Source organism: Salinibacterium hongtaonis (assembly GCF_003065485.1).
Taxonomy (GTDB): domain Bacteria; phylum Actinomycetota; class Actinomycetes; order Actinomycetales; family Microbacteriaceae; genus Homoserinimonas; species Homoserinimonas hongtaonis.
On sequence record NZ_CP026951.1, the window covers coordinates 1912439 to 1929896 of the forward strand.

20 protein-coding genes are annotated in these 17458 nt (G+C 63.4%); 2 read left to right on the forward strand and 18 right to left on the reverse strand.

Annotated features, from left to right (window positions below):
• Nucleotides 1-65 precede the first annotated feature (65 nt).
• From C2138_RS09190 to C2138_RS09220, 7 genes are all read right to left on the reverse strand, one after another.
• The gene (locus C2138_RS09190; protein WP_108517273.1) at nucleotides 66-1061 is read right to left on the reverse strand and encodes an NAD(P)/FAD-dependent oxidoreductase; all 996 of its coding nucleotides are present in this window, start codon (nucleotides 1059-1061) and stop codon (nucleotides 66-68) included.
• Nucleotides 1062-1066: 5 nt separating this feature from the next.
• Complete coding sequence (gene gltX / locus C2138_RS09195) at nucleotides 1067-2548, reverse strand: glutamate--tRNA ligase (protein WP_108518998.1); 1482 nt, start codon at nucleotides 2546-2548, stop codon at nucleotides 1067-1069.
• A gap of 35 nt (nucleotides 2549-2583) precedes the next feature.
• Complete coding sequence (locus C2138_RS09200) at nucleotides 2584-3156, reverse strand: HAAS signaling domain-containing protein (protein ID WP_108517275.1); 573 nt, start codon at nucleotides 3154-3156, stop codon at nucleotides 2584-2586.
• Nucleotides 3149-3487, reverse strand: a complete 339-nt coding sequence (locus tag C2138_RS09205) for a PadR family transcriptional regulator (protein WP_108517277.1) — start codon at nucleotides 3485-3487, stop codon at nucleotides 3149-3151. The genes C2138_RS09200 and C2138_RS09205 overlap by 8 nt, the downstream gene beginning before the upstream one ends.
• 84 nt (nucleotides 3488-3571) lie before the next feature.
• Nucleotides 3572-4342, reverse strand: a complete 771-nt coding sequence (locus C2138_RS09210; protein WP_108517278.1) for a fumarylacetoacetate hydrolase family protein — start codon at nucleotides 4340-4342, stop codon at nucleotides 3572-3574.
• Between the two features lie 61 nt (nucleotides 4343-4403).
• The gene (locus tag C2138_RS09215) at nucleotides 4404-5510 is read right to left on the reverse strand and encodes a branched-chain amino acid aminotransferase (RefSeq protein WP_108517280.1); all 1107 of its coding nucleotides are present in this window, start codon (nucleotides 5508-5510) and stop codon (nucleotides 4404-4406) included.
• Between the two features lie 80 nt (nucleotides 5511-5590).
• Nucleotides 5591-6643: a 3-isopropylmalate dehydrogenase gene (locus C2138_RS09220; protein ID WP_108517282.1), complete on the reverse strand. Its 1053-nt coding sequence runs from the start codon at nucleotides 6641-6643 to the stop codon at nucleotides 5591-5593.
• 178 nt (nucleotides 6644-6821) lie between these two features.
• Here C2138_RS09220 and C2138_RS09225 point away from each other — a divergent pair, with 178 nt between their 5' ends.
• On the forward strand, nucleotides 6822-7076 hold the full coding sequence (locus C2138_RS09225; RefSeq protein WP_108517284.1) for a DUF6458 family protein: 255 nt from the start codon (nucleotides 6822-6824) through the stop codon (nucleotides 7074-7076).
• A 61-nt stretch (nucleotides 7077-7137) separates the two neighbouring features.
• Here C2138_RS09225 and C2138_RS09230 read toward each other — a convergent pair whose 3' ends face one another.
• The 3 genes from C2138_RS09230 to C2138_RS09240 are packed head-to-tail and all read right to left on the reverse strand — an operon-like array spanning nucleotide 7138 to nucleotide 9531.
• A complete protein-coding gene (locus C2138_RS09230; protein ID WP_108517286.1) occupies nucleotides 7138-7710 on the reverse strand; it encodes a TetR/AcrR family transcriptional regulator in 573 nt (190 codons plus the stop codon).
• 7 nt (nucleotides 7711-7717) lie between these two features.
• Nucleotides 7718-8431 carry an ABC transporter ATP-binding protein gene (locus tag C2138_RS09235; RefSeq protein ID WP_108517287.1) on the reverse strand — a complete coding sequence of 238 codons (714 nt, stop codon included), beginning with the start codon at nucleotides 8429-8431 and terminating at the stop codon, nucleotides 7718-7720.
• A complete protein-coding gene (locus C2138_RS09240) occupies nucleotides 8428-9531 on the reverse strand; it encodes an ABC transporter permease (protein WP_108517289.1) in 1104 nt (367 codons plus the stop codon). Before C2138_RS09240 ends, C2138_RS09235 begins: the two co-directional genes overlap by 4 nt.
• A 79-nt stretch (nucleotides 9532-9610) precedes the next feature.
• On the opposite strand from C2138_RS09240, the gene C2138_RS09245 reads away from it, so the two are divergent.
• Nucleotides 9611-9973, forward strand: coding sequence for a hypothetical protein (locus tag C2138_RS09245; RefSeq protein ID WP_108517291.1), 363 nt, complete (start codon nucleotides 9611-9613; stop codon nucleotides 9971-9973).
• 71 nt (nucleotides 9974-10044) lie between these two features.
• Here the strand turns inward: C2138_RS09245 and serA are convergent, their stop codons facing one another.
• The 8 genes from serA to C2138_RS09285 all read right to left on the reverse strand — a co-directional run bounded on the left by serA (nucleotide 10045) and on the right by C2138_RS09285 (nucleotide 17233).
• Nucleotides 10045-11637, reverse strand: a complete 1593-nt coding sequence (serA, locus tag C2138_RS09250) for a phosphoglycerate dehydrogenase (RefSeq protein ID WP_108519000.1) — start codon at nucleotides 11635-11637, stop codon at nucleotides 10045-10047.
• Nucleotides 11638-11753: 116 nt separating this feature from the next.
• A complete protein-coding gene (locus tag C2138_RS09255; RefSeq protein ID WP_108517292.1) occupies nucleotides 11754-12122 on the reverse strand; it encodes a hypothetical protein in 369 nt (122 codons plus the stop codon).
• Complete coding sequence (locus C2138_RS09260; RefSeq protein WP_108517294.1) at nucleotides 12119-12538, reverse strand: hypothetical protein; 420 nt, start codon at nucleotides 12536-12538, stop codon at nucleotides 12119-12121. Before C2138_RS09260 ends, C2138_RS09255 begins: the two co-directional genes overlap by 4 nt.
• Nucleotides 12539-12547: 9 nt before the next feature.
• Nucleotides 12548-13588: an adenosine deaminase gene (locus C2138_RS09265; RefSeq protein ID WP_108517296.1), complete on the reverse strand. Its 1041-nt coding sequence runs from the start codon at nucleotides 13586-13588 to the stop codon at nucleotides 12548-12550.
• Between the two features lie 75 nt (nucleotides 13589-13663).
• Nucleotides 13664-14509 carry an ABC transporter permease gene (locus C2138_RS09270; RefSeq protein ID WP_108517298.1) on the reverse strand — a complete coding sequence of 282 codons (846 nt, stop codon included), beginning with the start codon at nucleotides 14507-14509 and terminating at the stop codon, nucleotides 13664-13666.
• Nucleotides 14506-15297: an ABC transporter permease gene (locus tag C2138_RS09275; RefSeq protein WP_108517300.1), complete on the reverse strand. Its 792-nt coding sequence runs from the start codon at nucleotides 15295-15297 to the stop codon at nucleotides 14506-14508. Before C2138_RS09275 ends, C2138_RS09270 begins: the two co-directional genes overlap by 4 nt.
• Nucleotides 15298-15314: 17 nt before the next feature.
• The gene (locus C2138_RS09280) at nucleotides 15315-16154 is read right to left on the reverse strand and encodes an ABC transporter ATP-binding protein (RefSeq protein WP_422395397.1); all 840 of its coding nucleotides are present in this window, start codon (nucleotides 16152-16154) and stop codon (nucleotides 15315-15317) included.
• 14 nt (nucleotides 16155-16168) lie between these two features.
• Nucleotides 16169-17233 carry an ABC transporter substrate-binding protein gene (locus C2138_RS09285; protein ID WP_108517302.1) on the reverse strand — a complete coding sequence of 355 codons (1065 nt, stop codon included), beginning with the start codon at nucleotides 17231-17233 and terminating at the stop codon, nucleotides 16169-16171.
• Between the last annotated feature and the right edge of the window lie 225 nt (nucleotides 17234-17458).

The window sequence follows — 17458 nt, forward strand, 5'->3', positions numbered from 1 at the left end:
CCGGGTGCGTCGCGGGCTTTGCTCAGATCTCGGCCCACCGGCGCGACCGAGTTCTGGTGATCGGATTAGCGTCGGTGCGCTGTCGGAATGCCGATCAGGTCCCGGTTGATCGTGGCCGCGACCCGGCCGCCGGCCCCCGCCGCCACGATGAGCTGCTGCGGCCCCGGGGAGGTGATATCGCCCGCCGCATAGATTCCGGGGTGACTGGTTCGCCCATCACGATCCACCGTGAGCAGGCCCCAGCCATCGGAATCGAGGTTCAACGACGCAGCGCATTCCAGCTGAGCGTGCCACTTGGGCCGCACAAAACCGCCCGAGACCTCGATCACATCGCCCTCGACGAGCCGGATGCCTTTGACGCCCTCTCGGTCGCCCTCAACATCCGCAATGGGCCTGCGCTCGATGCGAACGCCGCGCTCGACCAGGCGCGCCTCCTGGCCGGGCGTCACCGCATCCGCACCGTTCGTAAACACCGTGAGGTGATCGCTCCACTGGGCGATGAGCATGGCGCGCCAGGCAATGTCGGATGTCTCGCCGATCAAAGCAATCGGGCGATCGCTGTATTCGTAGCCGTCGCAGGCAACGCAGCTAAAAAGACCCATGCCATAGAACGAGCGGATGCTGGGCAGCTGCGGCAGCTCCTCGCGAAGCCCCGTCGCCAACAAAACGGTTGCCGTGCGCACAACACGGTCGGGTTGCCCGTTGATGCCCTTGGCCTGAATCTCGAACAGCCCGGTCGACCCCGTCGTATGGGTATCGCTGCTGTAGACAGGCTCCCCCGGCTCCGCGAGGGCCGTGATGGAGGTCACCCGGGCGAGCTGATGTTCCGCCTCGGGGTAGGCAAGATATTCCTCGCGCCCCAGCTTGCGTAGCTCATGCGGAGGAGTGTTATCGCGGGTGAGAAAGCCGTGCGAGATGAGCGTGGCCGAGTGACGGGGACGGTTGCTGTCGAGCACGAGCACGCGGCGGCGCGCGCGCACCAGGTTGAGCCCGGCGCTCAGCCCCGCAGGGCCTGCACCGACGACCACGACGTCGTAATCATCCGGTTGCCTCTGCACCATATCGATCACAGCCGCGAGGCGAGACCCTGCAGCCGTGCGAGGGTGCTCGGCTTGCCGAGGAGCTCCATGGATTCGAACAGCGGCGGGCTGATGCGACGACCGGAGATTGCGGTGCGCAGCGGGCCGAACGCCAGCCGCGGCTTCAGCTCGAGCCCTTCGATGAGCGCCTCACGGAGGGCCCCTTCGATGGCGTCGGTCGACCAGTCGTCCAGCGCCGAGAGGGCGTCAATGGATGCCGTCAAGATCTGTCCAGCATCGTCCTTGAGAGCGATAAGGGCGTCGTCGTCAAACTCGAGGGCGTCGTCGGCGACAAACAGGAACGCGAGCAGGCCGGGAGCCTCGCTGAGCACCTGCATGCGCTCCTGCACGAGCGGAGCGGCCTTCGCGAGCATCACGCGGTCTTCGCCACTGTCGACGAGGCCCGTGAGGTACGGCAGAAGGCGCTCGGCAAAGTCGTGCGGCTCAAGCATGCGAATGTGGTCGCCGTTGATCGATTCGGCCTTCTTCTGATCGAATCGCGCAGGGTTCGGGTTCACATCCGTCACATCGAACGCCGCCACCATTTCGTCGATCGTGAACACGTCACGGTCGTGGCTGAGCGACCAGCCGAGCAGCGCGAGGTAGTTGATGAGCCCCTCTGGCACGAAACCACGCTCGCGGTGGTGAAAGAGGTTGGCCTCGGGGTCGCGCTTGGAGAGCTTCTTGTTCCCCTCCCCCATCACGTAGGGCAGGTGACCGAACTGCGGGATCGCCGTGGCAACGCCGACCTCGATGAGAGCAGAGTACAGCGCGATCTGGCGCGGGGTGCTTGAGAGCAGGTCCTCGCCGCGCAGCACGTGCGTGATGCCCATCAGCGCATCGTCGACGGGGTTGACGAACGTATAGAGAGGGATGCCGTTCGGGCGGACGACGACAAAGTCAGAGAAGCTTCCGGCGGGGAACGTGATGTCGCCGCGCACGAGGTCGGTGAAGCTCAGGTCGTGGTCTGGCACGCGCAGGCGAAGCGCTGGCTGGCGGCCCTCAGCCTTAAACGCGGCGATCTGCTCGTCCGTGAGGTCGCGCTCAAAGTTGTCGTAGCCCTGCTTGGGGTCGCGGCCATTGGCCAGGTTGCGCGCCTCGATCTCCTCGCCTGTCGCGAACGACTCATAGAGGTGACCGGATGCCCGCAGCTTCTCGATGATGCCCTGGTAGATGTCAGAGCGCTGCGACTGGCGGTACGGCGCGTGCGGGCCCCCGACATCGACGCCCTCGTCCCAGTCGAGCTTGAGCCAGCGCAGTGCGTCGAGCAGTTGCAGGTAGCTCTCTTCGCTGTCGCGCGCAGCATCCGTGTCTTCGATGCGAAAGATCAACTTGCCGCCGTTGTGCCGGGCGAATGCCCAGTTGAACAGCGCCGTGCGGATCAGCCCCACATGAGGGGTGCCGGTCGGTGACGGGCAGAAGCGAACGCGCACATCGGCGCCGGATGCAGAAGAAAAGAGAGCAGACATTACGTCCATTCTAGGCCGCGGCACCCTGTGCCGGGTCAGCTCCGACGTAGGGCGAGGACGAGCAGCCAGATTCCGACGGCACCAGCCACGAAGGGCGTGAGAACCGCACCTGTCCAGCCAAGGTCATACGGCGACGGCAGCAACGGATTGGCCACCTCATCGCTGCGAGATGCACCGCGGGCGATTAACCCGACGGCAAGCAAGCCAGCCGAAATCGTGACGGGGGCAAGCGTCGCAATCCATCGCTCCAGCGGGCGCCACCGAGACGACATCCAGACGAGCGCCACGCCTGCGATCCATCCGATAACGGGGACCACAATTCCGCCGACCATCACAAGAGATGCGGCGAGCACCGCAAACCAGGTTGAGTCCACGGCACGCTGTCTCGCCGGCGGCCCCGCGGCGCCGGATGCACCCCGCGCCTCGGAGGCGATGAACTCAGGATCGCCAAGCTCCGCGATGACCACAGATACCGCATCGTCGTCGAGACCAGTCAACTGCTCGGCGACTCCGGCCAGAATCTCGTCCCTCACCTCAGTGCTCACACCCGTGAGCGCGGTGTTCAATCGCGCAAGGTACCGCTCGCCGATAAGGGTGGTGTCAGCCATGGATGTCATCCTCTCTCACGAGGGCCTGCACCGTTGCGGCGAAGGTGCCCCACTGCTCTCTGAAATTCTCTAGCTGGCCCGTGCCGGAATCCGTCAGCCGGTAGTACTTGCGCACTGGCCCCGATTCGGATGCCTCCTCGTATGTGCTTACGAGCCCCTGGGCGCGCAGTCGGCTGAGCAGAGGGTAAAGCGAACCAATGCTCGCGATCATGCCGTGACCGATGAGAAGCTCCGACAGCTGCCAGCCGTACATCGGTTCGCGCGCCAGAAGGCCGAGCACGCAGTATTCGACTACGCCCTTGCGTAGCTGCGCCCCCACATCCGCTGTCATGCATGACAAGCTACCTTGCGATGCACGATAGAGCAACATAAAAAGGGCGCCCTCCCGCAGGAGAGCGCCCATAGAGTGTGATGCTTATGCGCGGTTCTTGGCCGGGTTGCTCAGGGTGCCGATGCCCTCGATTGTGATGTCTACGGTCTGGCCGTCCACGAACCCGCCGAGGCCGGCTGGGGTGCCCGTGAGGATGATGTCGCCGGGCAGAAGGGTCCACACGTCCGAGATGTACTCGATCAGCTCGGGAACACCGTGAAGCATGTCGCGGGTGTTGCCCTTGCGGCGCGGCTCGCCGTCCACGAATGTTTCGATCTGCAGGTTCGAGGGGTCGATCTCGGTCTCGATGACCGGGCCGATCGGGCAGAACGTGTCGTAGCCCTTGGCGCGAGCCCACTGGCCATCGGCGAACATCTGGTCGCGGGCCGAAATGTCGTTGGCGATCGTGTAGCCAAAGATGTAGTCCGAGGCGTTCTCAGCCTTGACCTGCTTGGCGATCTTGCCGATCACGATGGCGAGTTCGCCCTCGTGAACGATGCGGCCCTCCACGGGCGGGATCTGAATGGTGTCGCCGGGGCCGATGATCGAGGTGTTGGGCTTGAGAAAGATCAGCGGATTGGTGGGCGCGTTGATGTCCATCTCCGCCTTGTGCTCGGCGTAGTTCAGGCCGACGCACACAACCTTGGAGCGGGGAATCACCGGCGCGAGCAGCCGGGCGTGAGCTAGGGGAATCCGCTCCCCCGTGGTGTCAAAGCCCGAGAACATCGGGTCTCCCGCTAGAACGACGAGGTCGCCCTCATCGAGAATGCCGTAGCGGGGGTCGGTGTCTGCAGTACTAAAGCGGGCGATTTTCACTACTCGATCTTACGCTGCCAAAAGCCACGGTTTGCTCGTGTATGCCGCTCGATCCGACGTTCTAGGCGTCGAGACGGGTGAGCCAGCCGTGCCGATCTTCGATGCGTCCGTATTGAATGTCGGTGAGCTCCTGGCGCAGCGACATCGTCAGCTCTCCGGCCACGGCATCCGCAGACCCGATTTCGAAGTCGTTGGACTTAACCAGGCCAATGGGAGTGATTACGGCCGCAGTTCCGCAGGCAAACGCCTCGACAATGTCGCCGGATGCTTGTCCCTCGCGCCACTCGTCGATACTCACGTTGCGGCGCTCGACCTTGTGCCCGCGATCCTCAGCAAGCTGCAGGATGCTGTCTCGCGTGATGCCCTCCAGGATGCTCTTGGAATCCGGGGTGACGAGAGTGCCGTCCTTGTAGACAAGAACGACGTTCATGCCGCCGAGCTCCTCCACATACTTGCCCTCACGTGAATCGAGAAAAAGCACCTGGTCGCAGCCGTTGTCATAAGCCTCCTGCTGCGCGAGAAGGGACGCTGCATAGTTGCCGCCCGTCTTGGCCGCGCCCGTTCCACCGTGCGCGGCGCGGGAGTATTCGGCGGACAGCCAGATGCTCACGGGAGCAACGCCGCCGGAGAAGTACGACCCAGCGGGGCTCGCGATCACGTAATACGCAACCTTGTGGGCGGGCCGCACTCCGAGGAATGCCTCCGTGGCGAACATGAATGGGCGCAGGTAAAGGCAGGTTCCGTCGGCCATGGGCACCCAGTCGGCGTCGACAGCGACGAGCTGCTTGATCGACTCGATGAAGTAGTCGGTGGGCAGCTCAGGCAGCGCGAGACGCCGCGCAGATCGCTGCATGCGAGCAGCGTTCGCCTCGGGGCGGAAGGTCCAGATGGAGCCGTCGGCGTGACGGTAGGCCTTCATTCCCTCGAAGATCTCCTGGCCGTAGTGGAGCACTGCGGCGGCAGGATCGAGACTGATGGGGCCATAGGGCTGCACGCGAGGGCGGTGCCAGCCGCCCTGCTCAGACCAGCAGATGTCCACCATGTGGTCGGTGAAGAACTTGCCAAACCCGGGGTTGGCCAGAATCTCGTCGCGCTCCTGCGGGCTGCGGGCAGCGAGGTTCTTCGTCACGGAGAAGGTGAGTGCACGAGGGGCGAGAAGGTCGGTCATGGGAATCCTTTTGTGGTGTTATCTCATTCTGGGGCCGCGCCCGGCTCAAGACCAGAGCCAGAATCGCACCCGACAGAACATCAGGAGGCGAGAGCCGCCGCGATGGCGTCGCCGACCTCCGATGTGCTGCGCTTCGCCGAACCCCGTGATGCGAGGTCCGCTTCGACTGCCGCAGTCACACGAGCCGAAGCATCCGAGAGCCCGACATGGTCGAGCAACAGGGCTGCCGACAGGATCGCGGCGGTGGGATCAGCCAATTGCTTGCCAGCGATGTCGGGTGCGGATCCGTGAACCGGCTCGAACATGCTGGGGAAGGTGCCGTCCGGGTTGATGTTGCCCGAGGCCGCCAACCCGATTCCACCGCTGATCGCGGCGGCCAGGTCGGTGATGATGTCACCGAAGAGGTTGTCGGTGACAATCGTATCGAACTGCGAGGGGTTCACGACCATGTGGATCGTGGCCGCATCGATGTGCTGGTAGTCGACCGCGACATCGGGATACTCGGCACTGACGGCATCCACCGTGCGCTGCCAGAGCCCTCCGGCGTGCACGAGAACATTGGTCTTGTGCACCAGCGTGAGCTTCTTGGCCGGGCGCGAGTTGGCCTTCTCGAAGCCGAACCGCACGAGCCGCTCGACGCCGAACGCCGTGTTGACGCTGACTTCATTGGCGATCTCGTGAGGGGTTCCCCTGCGGATGCTGCCGCCGTTGCCCACATACGGCCCCTCGGTGCCCTCCCGCACGACGACGAAGTCGACAGCGCCGGGGCTCGCGAGAGGCGAGACGACGGAGGGGTACAGCTTGGTCGGTCGCAGGTTCACATAGTGGTCGAAGGCAAAGCGAAGCCTGAGCAGGAGTCCGCGTTCGATGATGCCGCCAGCGAGACGCGGGTCGCGGGGGTCGCCACCCACGGCGCCGAGCAGAATGGCATCATGCCGGGCAAGCCTGGCGAAATCTTCGTCGTCGATGATCGTGCCGGATGCGAGAAAGTGGGTGGCACCGAAGGGATAGTCGGTGGTCGTGAGCGACACCGAATCGCCCACTGCCGCGGTCAACACCTTGACGGCCTCTGCCGTCACCTCGGGCCCGATGCCATCTCCAGCGATTACGGCGAGCGAGAGATTTCGGGGCATGGATGTCTCCTGTTTCGAAGCAGAGATGGTGTGTAAAAACCAGAGTAGCGGCAGCCGAGCTCGCCAATATTTCCCCGCTGAGGGCAAAATCAGACTAACGTCTGCAACGGCATCGACCCGGCTTGCCCTTCAGGCGCGCTCGGGGGCGATGAAAACACCACCGAAAGGAATGAGCACTATGGGAATCGGCACAGGAATTTTCTTGTTCGTCGTCGGCGCCATCCTCGCGTTTGCAATCAACGTCGACCTCGGCGGAGCAGTTAATCTCGACCTCATCGGATACCTGCTCATGGGTGCTGGTGCGATCGTGTTCCTTATCTCGCTTGTGCTCGTAACGCGCAAGCGGTCGTCGGTCGAGACCGTGCGCCACGTTGACGGCGGCGAAGAGCGAGTCACGCAGCGCGAGACGCGCAGCGACCCGATCGAACCGTAGGCATAACGGCTAACAACTAAAGGCCCGGTGATAAACCACCGGGCCTTTAGCATGCTGTGACCTATGCGAGCCCTCGGCGCAGCAACGCGAGAACGCGATCACTCACAACCGTGACATCCTGTCCCTCGCTGATGCATCTAGTCCCGGCATCAACGATTCCCTGCACAAGCGAGCTATCGAGGGCAGGCTGCGCCGTGCCGATCTCAGAGAGGATGCGGGGCAACGGCGAGCTGATCTCATCATGATGCTCCATGAAGCGCTGCACCTGGCTCGCCGTAAAGACGAACCCCTCCAGCCGATTGGCGATTTCGTGCTTGCCTTCTGCCACCATCGACAAGCTCGCCCGCACATACGCTTCGAGCCGCGGCCAACCGGGCTCGGCAGGGTCGATCGCCTCGCCGAGCTCGTTTGTCCAGTCGATGATCGCCCTGACAGCGACCTCCGCCAGCAGGTCCCCCGAAGACGGAAAGTACTCATAGACGCTGCTGCGCGCTAATCCGACTGCTTTGCCGACGGCGGCGGGGGTAACTGCCGCTGTTCCGTCGGCCAGAAGAATTCGACTCGCCTCAAGAATCAGGGCCTCGCGCTGAATTGCGCGATGCTCCACAACTGATGGCGCAGTGATTCTTGGCATTAGTCCATTATGCAAGCGATGCGGGGGCGGGCTTTGCCAGCACGCCGTCCTGCATCCGCAGCACCCGGTCGGTGTGAGAGAGAACCTCAGTGTCGTGGGTGACCATAACACATGCAGTTCCCGTGGCATGCACGCGCTCCGCGAGGAGCGCCACGATGTCATCGGCTCGCGAATGATCGAGGGCGCTGGTCGGCTCGTCGACGAGAAGCACCGCAGGGTCGCCCATGAGCGCCCGTGCGATGCCGACCCGCTGCCGCTCGCCGCCCGAGAGCTGAGAGGGGCGCCGATCGGCCCGGTGTGTCATGCCAACCGAGGCCAATAGCTCGTCGGCCTTGGCCCGGTGCTGTGCGGTGATACGCCCGGCAATGTGCGGAACGATGAGCAGCTGATCGCGAGCCGACAGCGACGGGAGCAGGTTGGTCGACTGAAAGACAAACCCGATCTGATCTTGGCGAAGCTGCGCTAGCTTTCGCTTGGAGAGGCCGCTGATGGCCTGCCCGCCGATGACAACCGTGCCGGAGGTTGCGGGCATGAGCGCTCCCGCAACAGCGAGCAGGCTCGATTTTCCCGAACCTGAGGGGCCGACGATGGCGACGAGTTCGCCGCGGGCGACCTCGAGCGAGACGCGATCAAGCGCGGTCACCGTCTCGTCACCGGCTGGCAACGTGAGCGTGACGTCGGTGAGCGAGAGTGCTGGTGTTAGTGAGTGTGATGTGGTCATCGGGCGCCTCCCAGCGCAATGAGGGGGTCAACCCGTGTGATCTGTCGAATGGCAACCAGCGCCCCCGCCGCGCCGAGCACGATGATGAGGCCGAATCCCGTGAGCACGGGGCCAACCTCAAGCACGAACGGCATGCCTGCCGGCATCGCTGCGCCGAGCGCCCATCCGGCTGCTCCGCCGACTGCGGTTGCTCCGACCAGGATGATCAGAACCTGCGAGAGCGCGTCTCTCACGACGTAGCCTCCCGAGGCACCCACTGCCTTGAGGAGAGCAATCTCGGGTTGGCGCTGCACAGTCCACACGGTGAAGAATGCTCCGACGACGAGTGCAGAAATTATGTAGAGAAAGACCTGGATGAGCACCATCGTCGAGGTCTCGGCCTCGTAGCCGGGCGATGCGTTGAAGGCCTCGGTCTTGCTGATCGCAGAGGTCCCTGCGACAGCCGAGTCGCTCAGGGCATCGTCGTGCTGAATGGCGATGGCCGTGGCGACCTCGAAGGCGCTCGCGGGAACATCCCCCGGCATGCCGTAGGCGACCGTCTGCCACACGGAGAGCGGCAGGTAGATGACCGCCACGTGGCCGTATGAAGCGCTGCCCGTGGTGCCCACGACGGTGAGTTCCGTGCCGATGCGGTCGATCGTGATGACGTCGCCGATGCCGATCTCGTCGTCGGCGATGCCCTGCGAGATGACGACGCCGTTCTCCACTGAACCGACGCCGTCTCCGTCGATCAGATCTGGTTCGAGAAAGCTGCCCTTCTCGATGCCAAAGAGTGCCGCGCTGAGCTGCACTCCATTGTCGCTTTCTGCGTGAACGAGCGCGCTGCCGACAGGAGTCGCCGCGGTGACACCGTCAACGCCTTCCCATTCGGCTGCCGCCGTGACATCCACCGTGGAGCGTGAGAACTGATCGCTCGTCACCGTCTCGTCGAAGGCGAACGAATCGGCCTTCATGTCGCGCAGGCCTGAGACGCCGTGGTCCACGAGGCCTGAGGATAGTCCAGAGAGAATCACCGAGAGTGTGGCCATAAGGGCGACTACGACACCCATAAGCAAGAAGCGACCACGAGCGAAGCGCAGGTCGCGGAGAGCTAAGAACATTCCAACCCAATCTTGCCGACACGATGTCGGCAAGTCCAGTATAGCAACATACCGACAGGCTGTCGGATACACTCAGGCTATGGAAATCCTGCGCGATGTACTTGTCATCCTCCACTTCATCGGCCTCGCCTCCCTTCTGGGCGGCTTCTTGGTGCAGATGTCGGCCTTCCGCACCAAGTCGGCTGTAATCAACCCCGCAATCCTTCACGGTGCGCTTACCCAGCTCGTGACCGGGTTGCTTCTCGTCGTCCTCGCCGAGATGCGCGACGGCGAGGTGAACCACATGAAGATCGGCATCAAGCTGTTCATCGTCATCGTGATTTACGTGCTCGCGCTGGTCAACCGCAAGAAGAAGCCGGTCTCCCCTGCGGTGCTCGGCACGATCGGTCTGCTCACGCTGACCAACATCGTGATCGCCGTCGTCGTCCCCGGAATGGTCTAAGCCCTCACAGCAACGACGAGGCGCCCGCCGGAATCTTCCGGCGGGCGCCTCTTCTGTTGTTGCGGCGGAGACTAGGACTCCGTGATGTCGATTTCCTTCATCACGTCGGCGTCGATAGCCACGCGAACCTTCTCGATCAGGCTCTCCGGTGCGGGCGAGTCGATCGTGAGAACGCTGAGCGCCTGGCCGCCAGCCTCGCGGCGGCTGATCTGCATGCCAGCGATGTTGATGCCGGCGTCACCGAACTCCTTGCCATAGACCGCGACGATCCCGGGGCGGTCGGTGTAAAGCATGACGATGTGGTGCTGAGAGATCGGCACCTCGACGTCGTGGCCGTTGATCTCGACCAGCTTCTCGATCTGCTTGGTTCCCGTGAGAGTCGCAGAAACCGAAAGCTGCGTGCCGTCAGTGAGACCGCCACGAATGGTCAGCAGGTTGCGGTATTCATCGCTCACGGGGTCAGTGATCAGGCGCACCTCGATGCCGCGCTGGTCGGCGAGCAGGGGCGCGTTGACGTAGGACACCGTCTCGCTGACAACGTTCGTGAAGATTCCCTTGAGCGCGGCAAGCTTGAGCACCTTGACATCGAGATCCGCGATCTCGCCGCGAACCTCAACATCCACGCTCGTGACCGGTCCCTGGGCGAGAGCGCTGAAGATCTGGCCCAGCTTCTCCATGAGCGGAATGCCCGGGCGAACCGACTCGTCGATGACGCCACCGGCCACGTTCACCGCGTCGGGAACGAGCTCGCCATCGAGAGCGAGACGCACCGACTTGGCAACAGAGACGCCAGCCTTCTCCTGAGCCTCATCCGTTGACGCGCCGAGGTGGGGCGTCAGAACGATGTTGTCGAGGGTCGTGAGGGGCGAGTCCTGGGGGGGCTCGCTCACGAAGACATCGAGACCAGCGGCGGCAATGCGCTTAGTCGACAGCGCCTCGAAGAGGGCATCCTCGTCGATAATTCCGCCGCGGCTGCAGTTCACGATGCGCAGGGTCGGCTTTGCCTTGGCGAACTCGGCTGCCCCAAAGAGGCCCGTCGTCTCCGGCGTCTTGGGAATGTGAATGGTGATGAAGTCGGACTGCTCGATGAGCTCGTCCAGGCTCACGACCGAAACGCCGAGCTGCTGTGCGCGCGTGGGCGTGACGTACGGGTCATACGCGATGAGGTTGGCGCCGAACCCTGCAAGTCGCTGAGCGACGAGCGTGCCGATGCGGCCGAGGCCAACAATGCCGATCGTCTTCTCAAAAAGCTCGATACCGGTGTACTTGGAGCGCTTCCACTCCCCCGCCTTCATGGACTGGTTCGCCTCGGGGATGAACCGGGCAAGGCTCAGGATGTGGCCCACCGCGAGTTCCGCTGCCGAGATCACGTTGGAGGTCGGCGCGTTCACGACCATGACGCCAGCCGTCGTTGCAGCCTTGATGTCGACGTTGTCGAGCCCGACTCCTGCGCGAGCGATGACCTTGAGCTTCTTGCCTGCGGCAATCGCCTCCTCGTCCATCTTCGTGGCAGATCGGATCAGCACGGCAGACGCATCAGCGAGAGCCGACAGCAGCGCCGGACGGTCGGTGCCGTCTACCGAGCGGATGTCGAAGTCGGGGCCAAGGGCCTCGACGGTTGCGGGCGAAAGTTCTTCAGCGATCAGCACGATCGGCTTTGCCACGAAATGATCCATTCGTCGAAGGGTTGGGTTGTCGCCGAGGCTCATTCAGGTCACGGCAGGGTCAGTTTAGTGCACCGCTCGCAGCCGACGTGACGGGCCAAGACGGGCCCAGCACGCTACAGAAGTGACGTCAGAGAGAGCGTCAACGCCGCCACGACGGCCAACCCGGTCAGGTAGAGAAGAGCCTGCACTCCCAGCGAGCGGCGGCGCCCGATCCACCACGCGATGGCGAATGCTGTGGCGGGAAGCAGAAGGTTCACGATCAAGGTCGCCCACGGAACCGAGACCGGGGCGAGGTCGTTGTCTGCCAGGAACTCGTTGCGCGCATCCAGCAATTCGACGACGCCGAACAGATTGGTGATGGCCTCAAAAAAGTCCCAGGCATAAAACAGCGCGAAGACGATTGCAACCGTGATCGAGGGCCATGAGCGCCGGGTTCGGGCGGTGACGGCTGGTGCAGATGCCGTGCCAGCGGTTTCGCTCACGCTGAACCTCCCAGAATGAACGGCCACGGCACCAGCACGACGGCGCCCAGCAGCAGAAGGAGAACACGAAGTAGTGGGCGTTTGTGCCGGGTAAGCACGAACACGGCGCCCATCCAAATCAAAGGAGATGCAATGGCCAAGAACTCACCGAGCTGGTACATGATCTCGGCGAAAAGGCTCGCCTGAGAGAACGTGTCTCGACCAACCGCGATGATCCATCCGACCACGTAGAGCAGGTAGACGCCGCCCAGGATGCCGTAGAAAACAAGCAGGAGGGAGCTGCTCCCGGCGCTAGCGGATGCGGCTGCTGGCGCCTCTGACGACGGCTCGCTCGGGGCCTCCACCGGCCGAGCGGCGATGTTATCGGGTTCAGCGCCGTCCCAGGTCAGGGCCTCGTCGTCGGCTTCGGAGTGCATGTACTGACTCTAGCGCCGAGCACTCAGTTGACTGCCCTGGTTGACGCCGATCCACTCGTCGATCTCTGCAAGGAGCTGCTGCTTGCGAGAATCCGGGGCGAAAGAGGCGACCACCGAGTTCTGGGCCAGCTCCACGAGCTTCGACTGAGAGAGCCCAAAGACCCTCTCAATCTGGGTGAAGTTGTCGCCGACGTAGCCGCCAAAATACGCGGGGTCGTCGGAGTTCACGGTCACGAACAGCCCGGCCTCGATGAGCGCCGGAAGGGCGTTGAATGCAACGTGCCCACCCAACCGCAGGTTGGAAAGGGGGCACACGGTTAGCGGGATGCGGTTCTCGCGCAAATAGTCCACGAGGTCGGAGTCCTCGAGGCTGCGCACGCCATGATCGATGCGCTCGACCTTGAGCAGGCGAAGCGCCTCCCAGACATAGTCGGATGGCCCCTCCTCGCCGGCGTGGGCGACAAGACGGAGGCCGAGTTCGGCCGCCCGGGAATACACCTCAGCAAACAGACTCGGCGGAAACCCTGCCTCCGCAGAATCGAGGCCGACGCCGATGAGGTCGCCCACACGGTGCGCCACCGATTCGAGCGTCTCGTGAGCACTCGAGACGGGCAGGTCGCGGAGAAAGCACATAATGAGCCCGCCCGTTATGCCAAGCGTGCTGTGAGCATCCGCCGCTGCCCTGGTCAGGCCGTCGATGACCGTGTCGATCGAGACGCCCCTGCTCGTGTGGGCCTGGGGGTCAAAGAAGATCTCGGCGTGCCGCACGCCCTGAGCGCTCGCGCGCTCGTAATACGCCATCGCCAGTTCGTAGAAGTCCCGTTCTGTGCGCAGCACTGCCATGCACCCGTAGTACAGGTCGAGAAACGACACGAGGCCGTCGAAGCTATAGCTCTGCCTCAGCTCCTCGACGCTCGCATAGGGCAGCTCGATGCCGTTGCGCGCCGCGAGCGCAAAGACGAGCTCCGGCTCGAACGTGCCCTCAATGTGTAGGTGGAGTTCTGCTTTGGGGAGCCCGAGCAGGGAATGGGCAGGGGCGTGCTGTGACATGAAGTTCCTTGGGGGTACGGCAAGCAGAATTCTCGCGAGTGGCCGATTAGCTCCGGTCACCGCGCACCATCGAGCCTAGGGCCGGTGAGCGTCACCGATCGCCGCAGCACCCATCCTCGCCAAAACGATGTTCTCCACCAGTTGCGCGAGCGCATAGAGCACGACGGATGCCAGCGTCACCGCCACGACAGAAGACCAGACCTCAAAATTCTTGACCTGGGCGACCGCGGTGGTGATCGAGTACCCGAGCCCCTGCCCTGTTGCCAGCCATTCGGCCAGCAGCGCTCCCGTGATGGCGGCGGGCACAGAAATCCGCACAGCGGCGAAGAATGCGGGCATAGAGCTCGGCAGAGCCACTGTGCGCAGCACCGTGAGTCGGGTGCCTCCATAGACGGTGATGACATCAGCGATCTGAGCCGAAGCGCTGCGCAGGCCGAAGGCGATTGTCACGAGGGCGGGGAACAGCACGACGATGGCACCCATGACGGCCGTCATCGTGATGCCGCGTCCAAATATGAGCATGAGAATGGGGGCGAGCGCGACGAGAGGAATAGATCTCAGCAGTAGCGCCATGGGCATGAGCGCCTGCTCGAGGCCCCGAGAGAGAGCGAACGCCAGGGCAACGATGAGTGCCACGAGAAGCCCGACGCTAAAGCCGATGCTCGCGTCGGCGAGTGTTATCAGCAGCAGCCCCCAGACCTTCGCCAGATTCTCGGGCGCATCCTCGCGAACGAACAACCAGTCGATCACGTCCAGAGGCGTCTTCGCCAGAAAGGACGAAATGTCGAGCACCGCGATGATTGCGAACCACGCACCGATCACGACAGCCACGGTGATGAGTGCCGTCGCCGCCGATCTGCCGAGACTGCTGGCGACGGCGCGCACCGCCCCTCGGCGCACCATGGGCTCTCCGCCGCTCATGCCGCGACCACCTGCCCGGTGGACCACGGCGTCACGAACCGCGCGACCAGACCAAAAACCATGTACCCGAGAGCCGCGACGGCCCCCGAGATGAGCACGAGCGCCCAGGTCCTTTCGATGTTGGTCGACTGCGCCGCAATGATGAGCGCCGGGCCAACTCCGCGCTGCACACCGCCGAACCACTCCCCGAGCACTGCGCCGAGAAAGGCCGACGGAACCGCGATCTGCAGACCGGACAGTATTCCGGGAAGGCTCGCAACCGACCTCACCTTGCGAAGCTGCGTGAACCGCGATCCGCCATATACCGCGACGATATCCAGCGACGAGCGGTCGGCCGATTTGAGGCCGAGAAGAGTGTTGACCACGGTCGTAAAGAACACCGAGAGCGCGGCAAGCACGATGGCTGTTCCGGATGCTTCTCCTGCCTTGGGAGCGCCAATGACCACATAGATGAGCGGGCCGATAGCAACGAGCGGCAGACAGTAGGTGACGACGGCGACCTGCGTGACAACGCCCTCAAGGCGCGGCCAGACGAGCACCAGAGCCGATACGGCCAGCGCCAAGACCGTGCCCCAGAGAAACCCCTGGGCGGCCTCCCCGAGAGTCACTGCTACGTGGGTGAGATAGAAGCCGATTCCATCCTCGATGATCTTCTGCACGACACCCAGCGGCGTGGGAATAGCTCCTCGGTCACCAACGCCAGCATCGGCAAAAACCGTGACGGCACCGACCCACCAGAGCCCGATGATCACCGCGGCAGCAAGCGCAGCAGAGAGCCAGGCGGGCATCGCGTTCCTCGGCACCGCTACTCCACCACCGGTTCAAGTTCGCGTTCTGCCGAGCTGGTCGATTCTCCGCCGAACAACAGTTCGGATGCGCGGTCGTGCAGCGCGTGAAACTCCGGTGTCCGCATCATCTCGGCAACGCGGGGTCGAGGCAGATCCACGTCGATAACCTCTTTGACGCGGCCGGGCCGTGCCGACATCACGGCCACCCGGTCAGACAAGAAAATGGCCTCAGAGATGCCGTGGGTCACCATGAGCGTCGTTGCCGGCTTCTCCGTCCAGATTCGAAGCAGCTCAATGTTGAGGCGTTGCCTCGTCATGTCGTCGAGCGCGCCGAAAGGCTCATCGAGCAACAGAACGGAGGGTTTGAGAACCAGGGAGCGGGCGATCGAGACCCTCTGTTTCATGCCCCCAGAGAGCTGCGCCGGTTTTGCCTTCTCAAACCCCGTGAGACCCACGAGGCTGATGAGGTCCGAAACATAGGCGTGATCCACGGGCAGCCCCGCAACCTCGAATGGCAGGCGGATGTTGCTTTCGACGCTCCTCCAGGGCAGAAGCGCAGCATCCTGAAACGCGATGCCCAGATTGTGGCCGGCGCGAAGCTCCGCAGGGTTCTTGCCGTCGACCATCGCGACCCCTGATGTCGGAGTCTCGAGGCCGGCCAGGATGCGCAAGATCGTGGACTTGCCGCATCCTGAAGGCCCAAGCAACGAGAGAAAGCTCCCCTGCTCGCTCTGCAGCGTCGTATCGGCGAGAGCGACAACTCGGGAACGCCGCATCGCGAAGGTCTTGCTGAGGCCCGAAATGTGTATTCCGGTGCCCGAGACCTCGTCCCGGGCACCGGCTGTCTGAGAAGACACGATGTATCTGGCCCCTACTTGGCGTAGTCGAGCAGCTCGGGGTTCTCTTCGTAAACCTCGGCGAGCAGAGACATATCGAAGAGTAGGTCGGCGGTCACCTCGATGCCTGCGGCAGCGAGGGTCTGAATGCAGAGTTCCTGCATCTTCTCGCTGATGGTGAAGAGCCCGTTGGCCTCGGTCTCATCGCTCACGATCAGGTCGCGCGCCTGCACCTGAGCCTGCAGCAGTTCCTTCTCCATCGTCAGCCCGAGATCGCTGCCGAACACCTCGACGGCGAGGCGGGCAGCCTCATCCGTCTCGGCAATGGCATCGGTCCAGCCCTTGATCTCGGCGACAAGGAGGGCCTTGAGAAGCTCGCGGTTGTTTTCGATGTCTGCGGTGTTCACGATGAGGCTCTCGGCAACAAACGGCATGCCGTTGTCGGCAAATGGCAGGTTCACGGGCTTCAAGCCCTGAAGCTCAGCGTCAAGCGCCTCATTCGTGAGATAGGCAAACCATCCGTCGAGTTCGCCCGTGAAAAGGGGAGTCGGATCGTATTCAACGGGCACCGTGTTGACGTCGTCAAGCGTGAGGTCGTTGAGGGCGAGGAACGCCTCCCACAGGTTCTGGTTGCTCGCCTGCACGCCGATTGTCTTGCCCTTGAGGTCATTGACCGTTGCGATGTTGCCGTGGTCCTCAAGCGACAAGATCGTGAACGGGTTCTTTTGGTAGGTCGTGCCGATGATCGTGATCGGCGCACCCTCCTCCGCGATGACGGAGCCCGCCGAGATCGCGTTGCCGAGCCCCATGATCACATTGCCCGAGATGACGGCCGCCTCGGTCGAGACTGGCCCTGGCACAAGCTCCACGGAGTCGAACCCTGCATCGGCGAAATAGCCGCGCTCCTCGGCGAAGAACTCGCCCGCGAACTCCGCGTTTTTAATCCACGAGAGCTGGATGGCAATGTCGCCGAACGAGCCGTCCTCGCCGGAGGGCGTCTCGGCGCTGCTCCCGGCGCAGGCGCCGAGGAGAAGAGCCAGCGTCGCTGCCCCCGCCGTTGCCGCTGCTGCGCGGCGGGTGAATCCGTGGACAGGGAACATTGACGGCCTCTTTCTCTCGGGGAAGCGCCTTGGCTGCTGAGATGCCGCCCGCAGGGAACGGCCGTTGGCGCGTGCTCGTCAGAGTAGAGACACGATGTTTCGTTGAGAGAGCCTCGATGTTTCGGCAGCGTTTCGAGCGCTACGAACGATAAAGGGCCGGCACCCTTGTGAAGTGTCGGCCCTTTATCAGGCGAGACGGGGCCTACCCGGCCCGCGGCTTAGTGA